Annotated in this window: 12 protein-coding genes; all 12 read left to right on the top strand. The window is 64.6% G+C overall.

Annotated features, from left to right (window positions below; translation table 11 throughout):
• Nucleotides 1-10: 10 nt before the first annotated feature.
• The 12 genes from BB28_RS17970 (at nucleotide 11) to BB28_RS17920 (ending at nucleotide 15,170) form a co-directional block, all read left to right on the top strand.
• Nucleotides 11-433: a hypothetical protein gene (locus BB28_RS17970; protein ID WP_046254495.1), complete on the top strand. Its 423-nt coding sequence runs from the start codon at nucleotides 11-13 to the stop codon at nucleotides 431-433.
• Nucleotides 434-436: 3 nt separating this feature from the next.
• Nucleotides 437-1,129 (top strand): TetR/AcrR family transcriptional regulator, encoded by a 693-nt coding sequence (locus tag BB28_RS17965; RefSeq protein WP_046254494.1) that lies wholly within the window; start codon nucleotides 437-439, stop codon nucleotides 1,127-1,129.
• Nucleotides 1,130-1,169: 40 nt separating this feature from the next.
• The gene (locus tag BB28_RS17960; RefSeq protein ID WP_046255949.1) at nucleotides 1,170-1,793 is read left to right on the top strand and encodes a ComF family protein; all 624 of its coding nucleotides are present in this window, start codon (nucleotides 1,170-1,172) and stop codon (nucleotides 1,791-1,793) included.
• Between the two features lie 305 nt (nucleotides 1,794-2,098).
• Nucleotides 2,099-2,770, top strand: a complete 672-nt coding sequence (hpf, locus tag BB28_RS17955) for a ribosome hibernation-promoting factor, HPF/YfiA family (RefSeq protein ID WP_046254493.1) — start codon at nucleotides 2,099-2,101, stop codon at nucleotides 2,768-2,770.
• 82 nt (nucleotides 2,771-2,852) lie between these two features.
• Nucleotides 2,853-3,212, top strand: a complete 360-nt coding sequence (locus tag BB28_RS17950) for a DUF2834 domain-containing protein (RefSeq protein WP_046254492.1) — start codon at nucleotides 2,853-2,855, stop codon at nucleotides 3,210-3,212.
• A gap of 85 nt (nucleotides 3,213-3,297) precedes the next feature.
• Complete coding sequence (gene secA / locus BB28_RS17945) at nucleotides 3,298-6,087, top strand: preprotein translocase subunit SecA (protein ID WP_046254491.1); 2,790 nt, start codon at nucleotides 3,298-3,300, stop codon at nucleotides 6,085-6,087.
• Between the two features lie 434 nt (nucleotides 6,088-6,521).
• Complete coding sequence (locus tag BB28_RS25140) at nucleotides 6,522-6,671, top strand: hypothetical protein (RefSeq protein WP_157889444.1); 150 nt, start codon at nucleotides 6,522-6,524, stop codon at nucleotides 6,669-6,671.
• Between the two features lie 87 nt (nucleotides 6,672-6,758).
• Entirely contained in the window at nucleotides 6,759-8,501 is a 1,743-nt protein-coding gene (locus tag BB28_RS17940; protein WP_046254490.1) for a fatty acyl-AMP ligase, read from the top strand.
• On the top strand, nucleotides 8,498-10,231 hold the full coding sequence (locus BB28_RS17935; RefSeq protein ID WP_046254489.1) for an acyl-CoA dehydrogenase family protein: 1,734 nt from the start codon (nucleotides 8,498-8,500) through the stop codon (nucleotides 10,229-10,231). Before BB28_RS17940 ends, BB28_RS17935 begins: the two co-directional genes overlap by 4 nt.
• Nucleotides 10,228-11,883: an acyl-CoA dehydrogenase family protein gene (locus BB28_RS17930; RefSeq protein ID WP_046254488.1), complete on the top strand. Its 1,656-nt coding sequence runs from the start codon at nucleotides 10,228-10,230 to the stop codon at nucleotides 11,881-11,883. Before BB28_RS17935 ends, BB28_RS17930 begins: the two co-directional genes overlap by 4 nt.
• Nucleotides 11,884-11,937: 54 nt before the next feature.
• A complete protein-coding gene (locus BB28_RS17925) occupies nucleotides 11,938-12,186 on the top strand; it encodes an acyl carrier protein (protein WP_046254487.1) in 249 nt (82 codons plus the stop codon).
• Between the two features lie 5 nt (nucleotides 12,187-12,191).
• Nucleotides 12,192-15,170: a type I polyketide synthase gene (locus BB28_RS17920; RefSeq protein WP_046254486.1), complete on the top strand. Its 2,979-nt coding sequence runs from the start codon at nucleotides 12,192-12,194 to the stop codon at nucleotides 15,168-15,170.
• Nucleotides 15,171-15,192 lie beyond the last annotated feature (22 nt).

Below are 15,192 nucleotides of genomic sequence, written 5' to 3'. Positions count from 1 at the left end.
AGATCGGGACATGAATACTGCGTCCACCACGGTCGATCCGGCCCTGCGTACCCGCGCATTTGCGCGGGTCATCGGCCCCTTTGTCGCGACGGTCACCGTCATCATCGCCGTGCGCGCGGCAGATCTGCGCTTCCTGGGCGACAGCTTCTTCACAGAGCCGATGTGGTCCTGGCTGTTCGGTGCTCTGCTGCTGTTTTGTGGGCTGATGATCATCGCCTTCCATCAGTTTTGGCGAGGACTCGCGCCGGTGATCATCTCGCTGTTCGGATGGTTCCTTGCCCTGCGCGGATTCGTTCTGTTGGCGTTTCCTCAGCTGATGCAGAAGGGGGTCGATGCCTCGGTGCCCGCAGTCGGCCCGGTCCGTTTCTTCTTCCTGTTTCTCACGGTCGTCGGTGTGTACCTGACCTACGTCGGCTGGGTCAGGAAGCGCTGACGTATGCCGCGTGTGGTGAAGCATCCGGAGGTACGCCGGACCGAATTGCTCGATCTGGCGATGGCCCTCTTCCTGGACCGCGGCTACGGGAAGGTGAGCCTCAACGATCTCATCGCCACCTCCGGGATATCGAAAGGTGCTTTCTACCATTATTTTTCCTCTAAGGAAGCGCTGGTGGCCGCGCTGGCGCAGCGCAGCGCCGACCAAGCATTCGAGGTGCTGAATCCGGTGTTCGCCGGGTCGGGCCTGGGCGCGTTGGAGCAGCTGAACGCCGGACTGCGTGCTAGCTATGAGGTCAAGATGGCGCTGGGTGCACCGGAGAGCATCGCGGCGATGAGGTCGATGCTGCGGCCAGAGAACCAGTCGCTGCTGCGCCGGATCTCGGCGATCTGGGAGGACAAGTTTCGTCCCGTGCTTACCGAGCTGATCACCCGCGGAGTCGCCGAGGGGGTGTTCCAGACATTCGATCCCGAGGGCGTCGGTGACATGATCCAGGGTTTCGCGGCCAACATGGGCGCCACCGTGCAGAGGATCGTGGCCGCGCCGGATGCGCGGGCGCGCGCAGAGGCCATCGATGCGGCGGTCCAGCGTCAGCGGCTCTACGGCATCGCCACCGACCGCATTCTCGGGCTACCCGACGGGACGGTTGAAGTGCTGGACCGCCGTCAGATCGAGAGGCTGGTCGCGGCACTCTAGGGCTGACTACTTGTCGGACCCCGCGCGCACAGTGATCTACATGCTCGATCTGGTGCTGCCACTGAACTGTGGCGGATGTGACGCACCCGCCACCCGGTGGTGTTCGGCCTGCGCGTGTGCGTTCACCGCCGAGCCCGTGGTGGTGACGCCGCGGGTCGATCCGGGCGTACCCGTTCTTTCGCTCGGGCGGTACGCGGGCGCTCGGCGGCAGGCGATTGTGACGATGAAAGAGCGCGGTCGTCGCGATCTCACCGCTCCGCTGGGTGCGGCGTTGGCGCGCGGTGTGGCGCAGCTGCTGTGCTGGCATCTCGTCGAGCAGCCGGTGACATTGGTTCCCGCTCCCACTCGATGGACGTCGGCACGCGGGCGAGGCGGTGATCCGGTGACCGCCTTGGCTGCGGTCGCTACCCGGATTCCGGGCGTGCACCTTGCGTCCCTGCTGCGCATGAGGGTGGGGGCGCGCGATTCGGTCGGACTGTCCATTTCGGCCCGGCAGCACAATGTGTCCGGACGCGTCGCGCTGCGCCGGACCCGGAAACCGGACACGGAATTGGTGCTGGTGGACGATGTCGTGACCACCGGCGCCACCGTTACCGAATCGGTCAGAGTGTTGAAATCGGCGGGATTTCGAGTCGCTGCCGTGCTCACGCTGACGTACGCCTAAAGATCGTATGACGATCTCGAAACGACTCTGGCGAATCGGTGGCAAGGCGAGTGAACACGGACTACCGTCGGGGCCAACAAGCTATGAACGTTCCGCGCTTGGGCGGTCGAACCGCCTACCAACATGGGCGCCTGCGTCCGGTTTGGCGGAGGAGGTGGTCACCAACCCCAACGCCGGCGGGCTGCCGTCTCAGCGTTTTAGGCGACTCCGGCGTACTTCAAACATCAAACATGCGCGTCGCCAACATCTTTAGTCCCTAGCGGATGGGTTAAGCGCAAGCGCACTCTCAGTACCGGAGGTATGAGTTGTCAAGCACATCAAAGGCATCCGTTGCACTCGAGGACGGGGAGCGGACAGCCCAAGCCGATATCGTGGTCAAGGGCCGAAACGTGGAAATCCCCGATCACTTTCGAATCTTTGTGAACGACAAACTGTCCCGTCTGGAACGTTACGACAAAACCGTTTACCTCTTTGATGTAGAACTCGAACACGAACGCAACCGGCGCCAGAAGAAGAGCTGTCAGCGTGTGGAGATCACCGCGCGGGGCCGTGGGCCGGTCGTCCGGGGCGAGGCATGCGCCGACACGTTCCACAGCGCCCTTGAGGCCGCCGCCGCGAAGCTGGAAAGCCGGTTGCGACGAGGCCGCGACCGCCGCAAGGTTCATTACGGAGACAAGACGCCGGTATCGCTTGCCGAGGCCACCAAGGTTCTGCCCGCCGATGCCTTCACGCCACCCGCCGAGGTCAATGGCGCACACAGTCACAACGGAGCCGAGGTCGATGACGGCCACGGCCCGGGCCAGATCGTGCGAACCAAGGATCACCCGGCCAAACCGATGACGGTCGACGACGCGCTCTACGAGATGGAATTGGTCGGTCATGACTTCTTCCTTTTCCACGATGAGACCTCGGGTCGCCCTTCGGTGGTGTACCGCAGGCACGCATACGACTACGGCTTGATACGCCTCGGGGAGTAGTTAGGGCGCGCGGATCACCCGCGCACAGGGCCCCCGCACCCGGATCTGGTGTGGGGGCCCTCTTACGTCGCATACTTCGGTGGTGAGCACCGCACGCCGGAATCTCTGTTCTTTATACGGTGCGATCGCGCTGATCGCCCTGGTTGCGACCTGGTGGCACAACGTTGCGTACATCTTGTCCGGCGGGAAGCTTGTCGATGTCGTGACCAGCGCGTATGCGAATCACGTCGCGGGCTCACTGACCAACGACCTGATGCTGCTCACGATCGCGGCCCTTGTCCTCATGGTTGTCGAGACCCGACGGTTGGGTATCAAGCGCACGTGGGTGTACATCGCGCTCTGCTTCCTCATCGCCATCAGCGTCGCGTTCCCGTTGTTCCTCATTGCACGCGAGCGGCGCCTGGCGGCGCTCGCGAATGGCGCGACCGGCGCTCAAGAGTGACTGCTCGGGGAAGCTGGTGCGGGCGACGCCTACGATGGGACTCGCTGAAGTCTGACTAGTCCTAACGAGTACAGGGGTTATTGACGTGCTGTCGAAGTTGCTGCGCCTTGGTGAAGGTCGCATGGTCAAGCGTCTCAAGGGCGTGGCCGATTACGTCAACACCCTGTCCGACGATGTCGAGAAGCTCTCCGATGCCGAACTGCAGGCCAAGACCGGCGAGTTCAAGGCCCGCCTGGAAAAGGGCGAGACCCTCGACGACCTGATGCCCGAGGCATTCGCGGTCGCGCGCGAGGCGTCCTGGCGCGTGCTGAGCCAGCGACACTTCGATGTGCAGGTCATGGGTGGTGCCGCGCTGCATGCCGGAAACATCGCCGAGATGAAGACCGGTGAAGGCAAGACACTCACCTGTGTGCTGCCCGCGTACCTGAACGCGCTGGCCGGTAAGGGCACGCACGTCGTGACCGTCAACGACTACCTGGCCAAACGTGACTCGGAGTGGATGGGCCGCGTGCACCGCTTCCTGGGGCTGGAGGTGGGCGTGATCCTGTCTCAGATGACGCCGCCGGAACGCCGCGAGGCCTACAACGCCGACATCACCTACGGCACCAACAACGAGTTCGGCTTCGACTACCTGCGCGACAACATGACCCACTCGCTCGACGAGTTGGTGCAGCGCGGACACGCCTTCGCGATCGTCGATGAGGTCGACTCGATCCTCATCGACGAGGCCCGCACCCCGCTGATCATCTCGGGTCCGGCGGACGGCGCCTCCAACTGGTACACCGAGTTCGCGCGGATCGTGCCGCTGATGGACAAGGACACCCACTACGAAGTGGACATCCGCAAGCGCACCATCGGTGTGCACGAGCTGGGTGTGGAATTCGTCGAGGACCAGCTGGGCATCGAGAACCTGTACGAAGCCGCCAACTCGCCGTTGGTGAGCTACCTCAACAACGCCATCAAGGCGAAGGAACTGTTCAACCGGGACAAGGACTACATCGTCCGCGACGGCGAGGTGCTGATCGTCGACGAGTTCACCGGTCGCGTGCTGCTTGGCCGGCGCTACAACGAGGGCATGCACCAGGCCATCGAGGCCAAGGAGCGGGTGGAGATCAAGGCCGAGAACCAGACGCTGGCCACGATCACCCTGCAGAACTACTTCCGCCTCTACGACAAGCTCGCCGGCATGACCGGTACCGCGCAGACCGAGGCGGCCGAGCTGCACGAGATCTACAAACTCGGTGTGGTGTCGATCCCCACGAACCGGCCGATGGTCCGCAAGGACCAGTCCGACCTCATCTACAAGACCGAGGAAGCCAAGTACATCGCCGTCGTCGACGACGTGGTGGAGCGGTACGAGGCCGGCCAGCCCGTCCTGATCGGTACCACGAGTGTTGAGCGCTCCGAATACCTTTCACGGCAGTTCACCAAACGCCGCATTCCGCACAACGTCCTCAACGCCAAGTACCACGAGCAGGAAGCCCGCATCATCGCCGAGGCTGGGCGCCGTGGAGCCATCACGGTGGCCACCAACATGGCCGGTCGAGGCACCGACATTGTGCTGGGCGGTAACCCGGACTTCTTGGCGGACACGCATCTTCGCGAACAGGGCCTGGACCCGGTGGAGACCCCGGACGAGTACCAGGACGCGTGGGACACGACGCTGCAGAAGTTCAAGGACGCCGCCGAGACCGAGGCCAAGGAGGTGCAGGAGGCCGGCGGCCTGTACGTGCTGGGCACCGAGCGCCACGAGTCACGGCGTATCGACAACCAGCTGCGCGGACGTTCCGGACGTCAGGGCGATCCGGGCGAGTCCCGCTTCTACCTCTCGCTGGGTGACGAATTGATGCGGCGCTTCAATGGTGCTGCGCTGGAAACGATCCTGACGCGCATGAACGTCCCCGATGATGTGCCGATCGAAGCCAAGATGGTGACCAGCGCCATCAAGAGCGCGCAGACCCAGGTCGAGCAACAGAACTTCGAGGTCCGCAAGAACGTCCTCAAGTACGACGAGGTGATGAACCAGCAGCGCAAGGTCATCTATGCCGAGCGTCGCCGCATCCTGGAGGGTGAGGATCTGCAGCCGCAGATCGAGGAGATGATCACCGACACCATCGCCGCCTACGTCGACGGTGCCACGGCCGACGGCTATCACGAGGACTGGGACTTCGAAGCGCTGTGGACCGCGCTCAAGACGCTGTACCCGGTGAGCATCAAGCCCGAAGAGCTCATCGCGTCCGACACGTATGGCGAAGCCGACGAGCTGAGCCCTGAGGACCTCAAGGCGGCATTGCTTGATGACGCCAAAAAGGCTTACAAGGCAAGGGAAGCCGAGATCGACGGGCTGGCCGGCGAGGGATCGATGCGCCAGCTGGAGCGCAACATCTTGCTCAGCGTGATCGACCGCAAGTGGCGTGAGCATCTCTACGAGATGGATTACCTCAAGGAGGGCATCGGCCTGCGGGCGATGGCGCAGCGTGATCCGCTGGTGGAGTACCAGCGTGAGGGCTACGACATGTTCACCGCCATGCTCGACGGCCTCAAGGAGGAGTCGGTTGGCTTCCTGTTCAACATCAACGTCGAGGTCCAGCAGCCGGCCGACGGAACCGTCGCTCCGCAGGCGGCGCCGGAAGGGCTAGCCGAGTTCGCTTCCGCCGCAGCGCAAGCAGCGCAAGGCGAGTTGCGTGCCAAGGGGCTTGATGAGTCGACGCCAGAGCTGACGTACTCGGGTCCGGCAGAAGACGGCTCGGCGCAGTCCCGGCATGAAGGCGGCGGCGCCTCTGCCTCGGGCGGCGGCACGCGGCGTGAGCGCAGGGAAGCTGCGCGCAACGCGGGACGCACCTCCAAGCCCACCAAGTCACGCCGCAAGCGTTAGCCGTCGGTACGTACCGGGCATCCCGAGGTGCGGGGTGCCCGGTACGTGTTCGTCCCGGCGGGGGTTTCTCGATGCTTCGCAACGCTGTGACAGTCGGGTGGCCGATCTCGCTGCGTTTGTTCCGGCGATCGCCTACCGCGATGCGGGTTCTTTGGCTGACGCTCGTTGGCGCCGACGGTCCGCGCTGATCAAGGTTGAGCCGCAGCTCAGGCGCGCTTTCGATGGATGCTCGCGTTATGGGTTGCCGCGATGGAGTACGTGCGTTACTGTTCGCTACAGAAAACGATCGCTGCAAGATGTGAACATCTGGTAGTAGGCGGGGCGAGCCTGGCAAAGGTTCTCGGATACCTGCCGACTGGATCGAACTTCTGGGCGATCGGGTAAGTACTTCCACGGCGCGGTGGGGTTTGGCCTCGGTCAAAGGATGCTCTGGAATGGCACATCAAGCCGCAGTGGCGGTGCGTGATAACACCCCGCGCGTATCCGCCCCCCATCCGCATCGCATCGCCGAAGTGCGGGTACTGGCCGCATCGCAACGGCTGGCCGCTGAGATCGGGCTATTACCAACAAAATTCGCTACTTAGGTGTCGCTGAAGGCGTCCGATCGTCCAGCGGATGCCGATCATTGCGAGACGGGCCAAGTCAGAGGAAACGGAAGGGCAGAAAGTAACATGCAGACGACGCGCGATTTCACCGACTACTTCACCACCGTCACCGAATGGGTTGCCCGACAACCGGATCGGATTGCCCTGGGCTACCTGGAAGAAGGTGCCGGCGAACTGGCGGAGTGCGCGTGGACCTATGCCGAACTCGTAAGTCATGCCACTGCGGTGGCCGCACGCCTTCGCGAAGACCTGGAGCTTGGGGACCGTGCCCTGCTGCTGTATCCGCCCGGGCTGCCATTCGTCGCGGCGTTCCTTGGCTGCTTGGCTGCCGGAGTCGTCGCAGTTCCCGCGCCTCTGCCTGATGGTCGTGACAAGGCGCAACACCGTCTTGCCGGAATCATCGCGGACGCGGGCACACGCGTTGTGCTGACGGAGTCGTCGGTTGCGCCACTTATCGCGGGATGGGCCGATGCGCTGCCCACGCCGATCGCGCTCATCGCCACCGATACCATTCAGGTCGAGCTGGGGCGCGAATTCGTCCCGGTGCGGTCGGCGCCTTCCGATACCGCCTTCCTGCAGTACACGTCGGGTTCGACCAATGCCCCGAAGGGTGTGATCGTCACCCACGGGAACCTCGTCCACAACGAGCAGGAACTCGGAGCCCGCATCGAGAGTGACCCGTCGTTCTCGATGCTCAGTTGGTTGCCGCAGTTTCATGACATGGGGCTGATCGGCATGCTGCTCTGGCCGTTATTCTATGGTGGCACTTCGCGTTTCCTGTCACCCGTCACGTTTATCAAGCATCCCATCCAGTGGATCCGGGCCATGTCGAAGTACCGGGCGACCGTCGGAGTGGCACCGAACTTCGCCTTCGACCTGGTGGCACGGCGCTGCACGCAAGAGGCGCTCGAGGGTGTGGACCTGTCGTCCGTACGGTCGTTACTCAACGGATCAGAGCCCGTGCAGTGGGCTTCTATCGAGCGGTTCACCACGCTGCTGGCTCCGTTCGGACTCGCGGAGCATGCGGTCACTCCGGTGTATGGGCTTGCCGAAGCCACGTTATTCGTGACTGGCGACCCGCACGGCACGCCGGTTACCACCGCCGTTGTCGACGGGGAGGCGCTTGCCGAAAATCGGTTGGTGGTCGCGGACGAAGGGGTGCCACGCTCCCGAGTGCTGGTTGCCAGCGGCCGCGTTGGCGGTATCGAAGTTTCGGTCGTCGGAGCCGACGGTGCACCTCTTCCCGACGGTGAAATCGGCGAGATCTGGCTGCGCGGAACGAGTGTGGCTGCTGGGTACTGGAACCTTCCGGAGTTGTCTGCCGAGATATTCGGCGCGACACCGATCGGCGGCACGGGCGGCTGGTTGCGTACCGGGGACCTGGGCACCCTGGTCGATGGCAACCTCTTCATCACCGGTCGCACCAAGGACGTCATTATCGTCAACGGCCGCAATCTCTACGCCCATGACATCGAGGCGGCCGCGCGTGCGGCCGCCCCGGCGCTGGCACGCGGGGTGGGCGCGGCATTCGCGGTTGGCACCCCTGAGCGGCTCGTACTGGTTCACGAGATCCGTCCGGAGAACCTTGGTGATGCCTCTCTTGACGACGTGCTCGCGGCGGTACGCACCGCGATATTCGCCGAATTCGCCACCCCGCTCAGCGATCTGGTGCTGGTGGCCAAGGGGGAGGTAGCCCGTACCACCAGTGGCAAGATCCGTAGAACCCATATGCGAGCCTCCTACGAGAAGGGCCGGATCACGGTGTTTGCGGATCCGCGGCTGGCCTCCGCCGGTGGGGACGTCCGGTGACGACATCGATCACGCTCGTGGCACCGCGACGCTTCGAGATTGTCGACACGGTCGAGGCTGCCCTGGGCGATGCCCGCGACCCCGATAACCCCGCCGGTTTCGCAGTGCTGGCAGCACAGGACCGGGATGATACGTTTCCAGCCGACGCCATCGCGATCCTTGACCGTCTTCGTGTCGCCGAGTACTACGTGCCGGCCGCCGACGGCGGTCGTCTGGCTGACTATCTCGAGGTATCTCAACTCATTCGCGTCCTGGCTCGCCGCAGTGTGACGCTGGCGGTCGCCCATGCCAAGACTTTTCTCGGCGCTGCGACGGCCTGGATCGGTGCGAGCGGCGAGCAGCGCGCCCGCCTCGCCGAGCTGGTTCGGTCGGGAGTACCGGTCAGCTGGGGTCTCACCGAGCGCGAGCATGGCTCGGATCTGCTTGCCGGAGACGTCGCCATAGAGAATGGGAGGCTCTCGGGGGCGAAGTGGCTCATCAACAACGCCACCCGCGGCGGCGCGGTAGTGGCCATCGTCCGAACTTCCGCATCCGGCGGACCCCGGGGGTTCGATCTCGTACTGGTCGATAAGACAGCAGTGTCCGGACTCGGAGCGCGGTCGACATTTCGGCACCTGCCCAAAGAACTCACCCACGGCATCCGCGGTGCCGACATATCCGGTATCGAATTCGACGGCGTGCCGATCGATGACGCCGACATCCTGAGTCAACCCGGGCGCGGCCTGGAGAACGTGATGAAGGCCCTGCAGCTGACGCGCACCCTGTGCTGCAGTCTTTCGGTGGGTGCCGCCGAACGTGGACTGCACACGGCCGTCTCGTTCGCGTCTGAACGAGAACTATACGGACGCAGACTGATTGATCTGCCACAGGCGCGACGGGTACTCACTGACGCCTTCGCCGATCATCTGCTTAACGAGGCGATCACCTGTGCCGCGATCCGTTCGATCCACACCCTGCCCGCCGAATTGTCGCTTCATGCCGCCGCAGCCAAATACCTGGTGCCGACTCGTACAGAGGCGCTGCTGGCCGCGTTGCGCTCGTTCGTCGGGGCGCGGGCTGTACTCGACTCCGATGACCCGAGCGCTCCGTCGTTGAGCCGGGTGGAGCGCGACCATCGCATCGTTTCCCTGTTCGACGGGAACACCGTGGTCAACCTCAGCACCCTGATCACCCAGTTCCCGGTGATCGGCCGGGACGACATGCCCGCCGACTCTGCGGCCGTGATCGCGGCGACACCCGCGGCAGACCTGAGCCGGCTGTCACTCATGAGCCGGTCCGGATCGACGCTGCTGCGTGCGCTTGCCGATGCGGTCATCCAGCTCAACAGCCACGATCTGCCCGACGAGTGCATGCGTACGGCATCGGCGCTCGTCGCCGTCTCGCGGGACATCCTGCGGGAGGCGGCCGATGCGCCACGTAACCCCGCAGAGACGCCGAATGCGAGCTTCGTGCTTGCCGAGCGCCTTGCCGCGGCAATCGCCGGGGCCGCGGCGGTGCATGTCTATCTCGCCTACGCGGGGACCGTCGATTCGCCGTTGTGGCAGTCCGGCCTGTGGCTGCGGCTGGCGCTGCCCCGGGCACTTGCCGGGGCGGATCCCGCGGCTCCGCCGTCCGGACCTGACGGCGACCACGATGCCGCCATTGCCGCACTCGAATTGCTGAATCGCGCAGATAAGGGTTTCAGCGTGCTGGCGAACGTGCTCGATGACGAGGCAGGAGATCGAGTATGACCACGGCGATATCCATTACAGCAACCGATCTGGATGAGGCACTCGGTGATCCCTTCTGCCCTGCCAATCCGTACGGTGCCGCTGCGATTCTGGCGGCGGATGAGCGTGCCGAGCGCGCCTCGGCGACCTATCAGGTGCTCGCTGATCTGGGACTACAGCGCATGTTCGTTCCCGTCGAGCTGGGCGGTGACCTTGTCGACATCCCGTCGCTGGTGCGCGTCCTGGCCCCGGTGTTCGGGCGCGATATGGGACTGGGCCTGGGATTCGGTGTCACCACGCTGATGGCGGCGCTCAATGTGTGGCACAGCGGAGACGATCGGCAGCGGCGCCGGGTCGCGGATCAGATATTGACCGGTGCGCCTCTATCGGTGGCTTATCACGAACTCGACCATGGAAATGACATGGCGGCCAACGAAGTTCGTGCTGATGCGACGGCCGGTGGCTACCGGCTATCGGGATGCAAAGAGGTCATCAACAACGCGGGTCGCGCCAGTACGGCCGTCGTCTTCGCCCGCACCTCGGACCGCCCGGGCAGGAGTCATTCGCTGTTTCTGGCGGACCTCGACAATGTGAGGCGGCTCGATCGATTCCGCACCACGGCGCTGCGAACCGCGCAGCTGGGTGGCCTGGAGTTCACCGACCATCCGGTGGGTGTCGAAGACCGCATCGGCCCCGAGGGGCACGGCATCGAGATCGCACTGAAATCGTTCCAGGTCAGCCGGGTGGTGATGGCAGGTGCAGGTCTGGGCCCGGTAGACGTGGCGCTGCACTTGGCGGCCTCCTTCGCGCGGCAGCGTGTCGTGTACGGCCGTCGTGTCGACCAGATTCCCCATGCCCGTACCAATCTCGCGATCGCGCAGTCACTACTACTGGCGGTAGAGGCTGCCGTGACGACGGCGGCAGGGGGCCTGCACACCTCGCCGCAGCATGCCGGTGCGCAGGCGGCTTCGGTCAAATACGCGGCGCCGCTGTTGCTTGAGTACGCGATGGAACACCTCGCGGTGGTACTGGGTGCGCGGTTCTACCTACGTACGGGACCGTTTGCGCTCTTCGGAAAGCACTACCGGGACTTGGCGCCGGTGGGCATCGGCCACGCCGGCAGCACCTCCTGCTTGCTCGCGCTGCTCCCGCAGGTTCGCCATCTGCTCCAGCCGGGCGTTGCCGACCCTCTTCCAGCAGCCGCCGCACGGCTGCCCCGGTTGGACTTCTCGCAACTCGTTTTGCGCAGTGGCGCACCGGATCCCATCGTGTCGTGGACTCCTGCTGCCACACCGCTACCTATCCCGGGTGTGGGTGACCTCGTCGAAGAACAGGCACGGATCCTGGAACGGTTGCGCGGCGCGGCAGAGGCGATGCCCGCGTCCGCGCTAGGTGTGACCGCACCGCCGGCCGCATTCGACCTGGCCGAGCAGTTCACAAAGCGATTCGTCGTAGCCGCGGCACTGGCGGTACGGGAATCCGGCCGGACGGAGTTCGCGGACGCCTGGGTGCGGATCGCGATCGCAGCTGTCGCGGCGCACCGGCGCGGTCGCGCGGCGATCGATCCCGCAGACGTCGACGTGGTGGTGCAGCGGATCGACCGACACCTCGCCGGCTCGCGCTCGTTATTGCTCGACGGGCATGAGTTGCCTCGCTCGATTCCTGCCCTGTGAGCTGAATTCACCTGAACCGAAACCACACCCAATACCGAACCGAAAGAGGAAACGATGACCGCACCCGCTCTCGACGACTGGTTGGCCGGAAAGATCGCAGGCTACTTGTCGATCACCGTCGATCAGGTAGATCGCGACCGCAGCCTTGCCGACTATGGACTGGATTCGGTATACGCCCTGACGCTCTGCGGTGAAATCGAGGACGAGTTCGGCCTGACGGTCGAGCCGACTCTCGCGTGGGACTATCCGACCGTTGACGCTATGTCCGGGCATTTGGATACCCTGCTGCGCGCAAAGGCTTAGGTGCCATGGAAATCGACGTCACAGGCATAGCCTGCCGATTCCCCGGAGCCGACGGCGTGGATGCCTTCTGGGATCTGCTGCTGCGTGGCCGTAACGGAACCCGTGTTGTTCCTGAAGATCGTTGGTGGGCAGATGATTTCGTGTCCTCTACACCGCCATACGACACAGGGAAGATCAACACGCGTCACGGGGCCTTCATCGACGACCCTGAGCGTTTCGATCACGGGTTCTTCGGGATAGCCCCGAGTGAAGCGGCGGCTGCCGATATTCAGCAACGCTTAGTGCTGCAGGCCGCCTACCACGCGCTCGAGGACGCCGGAGTGGATCCGCAATCGCTCCGGGGTTCGACCACCGGGGTATTCGTCGGTGTGATGTCGAGTGATTGGGGTGCGCTGCATCTGACCGACTATGCCGGGATGACACCGCAGCGTGGTGTCGGCAACGGCTACTGCATGCTGGCTAACCGGGTGTCGTACGCGCTGGACCTGACGGGGCCAAGCATGTCGGTAGACACGGCCTGCTCGTCTTCCCTGACTGCGGTGCATCTCGCGGCCGGCGCGTTGCGGGCCGGTGAATGTGACCTGGCGATCGTGGCCGGAGTCAACCTGATGCTCACGCCGATCCTGTCGATCTTCTACACGCAGGCGGGGTTGTCGGCACCCGACGGACGTTGCCGTCCCTTCGCGAAATCCGGTGGTGGCATAGGTCGCGGCGAGGGTGTGGGCGTGGTCGTGCTGCGCCGATCCGAGGACCGTCCCGTTGACGCCCCGGTGCCGTATGCCACCGTTCAGGGCAGTTTTGTCGGACAGGACGGCCGCAGCAACGGCATCACCGCGCCCACCCGCCGCGGACAGGAAAGGGTGATCGCGGCGGCGCTGCGCAACGCCGGCCGTACCGGTGCGGATCTGCATTTCGTCGAAGCGCACGGCACGGGGACAACCCTGGGCGATCTGATCGAGACACAGGCCCTTGGCGCGACCTGCGGAGACCGCGCAGGCCGGGGTCCGTTGGTGGTCGGATCGGTGAAGGGCAACATCGGGCACACCGAGGGTGCCGCGGGGATCGCCGGATTCATCAAGGCATGCCTTTCGATGCATCACCGTACGGTGCCGCCGAGCCTGTTTGCCGATGACGAGAACCCGGCATTGAATCTCGCCGAGCGCAACCTCAAGCTCGCGGTATCGGCTGAGAAACTGCCTCGCGGAGACCTTCTCGCGGGTGTGAGCAGCTTCGGTCTCGGAGGCACCAATGTGCATGTGATTATCGGGTCGGCGCCGCGAGTGCGACGACCGATCCGGCCCGGGGGCATCGGGGTGCTGACGGTATCAGGTAACAATGCCGCCGCCTTGCGCCGTAATCTCGTCCGACTGGTCGCGGGTTTCGGTGACATCGACCATTGGCCGCGTTATTGCTATTCCACGAATCAGGTTAAATCTGGTGGGACGCAGCGGATAGCGCTGGTGACGCGCGATGGCGCTGACCTTGCTGGAGAAACCGAGTTGGCGCTGCATCGCCTGGCGCGGCGTAGCGAGCGGACCCAGCGCCGACGGCCGCGCATCGCGTTCGTCTACACAGGGCAGGGGTCGCAGTACCGCGAGATGGGCCTGGCGCTGCGCGACCAGCATGCGGGCTACGCCGCCGCGCTGGCTGAAGCCGATGCATTGCTCAAGCCTCACTTTGGCAGCTCGGTGGTGCGGGCGATCGAGATCGGCGAGGACCACCTCGGCAGGTCGCTCGACGACACTGCGGTGGCGCAACCCGCGCTGTTCGCACTGCAGTACGCCCTGACGGCGACATTCGCCGCCCACGGCGTGCGTCCGGATGTGGTGCTGGGGCACAGCGTGGGGGAGATTGCCGCCTGCGCGGCCGCCGGTGTGCTGGATCCCGCGGCAGCTGCGGCGTTGGTTGTCAAGCGCGGTGCCCTGATGGGTGCTCTACCGACCGGTGGCACGATGCTTGCGGCACGGCTTTCGGCACAGGAGGCCGCCGAGTTCGTTTCGGGCCCAGTCGCGTTGGCGGCGGTCAACGGTCCCGAGAGTGTGACGTTCTCGGGACCGGTGGATCGCATCGCGGAAGTCAACGCCAATCTCAGTGAACGAGGAGTGCGCACCCGAGAGCTGATCGTCTCGCATGCGTTCCATTCGCCGGCGATGGAGCCGGTCGCGGGCGAACTCGCCGCGGCGGCGCCGCAGCCGGCCGAGGCGCTGGGGGCTGCGATTGTCATTTCGTCGGTTACTGGTGCCCCGGCGGAGGCGGCCGACTTCACCGGAGACTACTGGCGTACCCAGTTGCGCGGAACTGTCGATTTCCTCGGTGCTGCAAGGGCATTGGCTGAGGTAGGGCCGTCACACATCATCGAGATCGGCCCCCGGGCTACCCTTCTGGGACTGCTAGCGGAGGCCGACCTGGTACCGGAGACTCAGCGCATCGCACCGGTTCCGGGTTCTACCGCAACAGGTCTCGATCTCGCTGACGCGCTCGCGACGCTCTGGCAAGGCGGGGTGGATATCGATTGGCGTCCGCTGTACGCCGAGCACGACCGGGTGATCACTCGCCTGCCCGGGTACGTTTTCGCCGACGAGGAGCGGTTCTTTGCCTCCGCGGCTACCGCTGGACCGGTAGCGCATACCCAAAGCGTTCGTACCACAACGGCTCCCGTGCGCGAAGTCGCCGGGGAGGAGATGCTTGACGGTGAGCTGGAATCGGAGGCGGGACTGGTGCACCGAGCCGTGATCCGGGTCCTCGCCGATGTAGGCGGCCACCGTGAGGAGGCGCTGCACGCTGCCGCCGATCTGCGCGACGATCTCGGCTTCGACTCGGTGCAGGCGATGCAGTTCGCTGACCGCATCGTCAACGAGCTGGACATGCCGCGTCTCGACCCGGTGGCAATCCAGGACAACCTGACCACCATTGCCGATCTCACGAAGCTCGTCGCCGGGACAGCGGGCGTAGCACACCCCGAACGCACCAGCATTGGCATCTGATCGCCGCATCAATATCGCATAG

It is taken from the genome of Mycobacteroides chelonae CCUG 47445 (assembly GCF_001632805.1).
Classification (GTDB): Bacteria; Actinomycetota; Actinomycetes; order Mycobacteriales; family Mycobacteriaceae; genus Mycobacterium; species Mycobacterium chelonae.
This window is presented reverse-complemented; position numbering and strand designations above follow the sequence as displayed.

Excerpts from the sequence above, each read along its gene's own strand:
- BB28_RS17970 (WP_046254495.1), top strand. The coding sequence starts at position 11 with ATGAATACTGCGTCCACCACGGTCGATCCGGCCCTGCGTACCCGCGCA.
- BB28_RS17965 (WP_046254494.1), top strand. The coding sequence starts at position 437 with ATGCCGCGTGTGGTGAAGCATCCGGAGGTACGCCGGACCGAATTGCTC.
- BB28_RS17960 (WP_046255949.1), top strand. The coding sequence starts at position 1,170 with ATGCTCGATCTGGTGCTGCCACTGAACTGTGGCGGATGTGACGCACCC.
- BB28_RS25140 (WP_157889444.1), top strand. The coding sequence starts at position 6,522 with ATGGCACATCAAGCCGCAGTGGCGGTGCGTGATAACACCCCGCGCGTA.
- BB28_RS17940 (WP_046254490.1), top strand. The coding sequence starts at position 6,759 with ATGCAGACGACGCGCGATTTCACCGACTACTTCACCACCGTCACCGAA.
- BB28_RS17930 (WP_046254488.1), top strand. The coding sequence starts at position 10,228 with ATGACCACGGCGATATCCATTACAGCAACCGATCTGGATGAGGCACTC.
- BB28_RS17925 (WP_046254487.1), top strand. The coding sequence starts at position 11,938 with ATGACCGCACCCGCTCTCGACGACTGGTTGGCCGGAAAGATCGCAGGC.
- BB28_RS17920 (WP_046254486.1), top strand. The coding sequence starts at position 12,192 with ATGGAAATCGACGTCACAGGCATAGCCTGCCGATTCCCCGGAGCCGAC.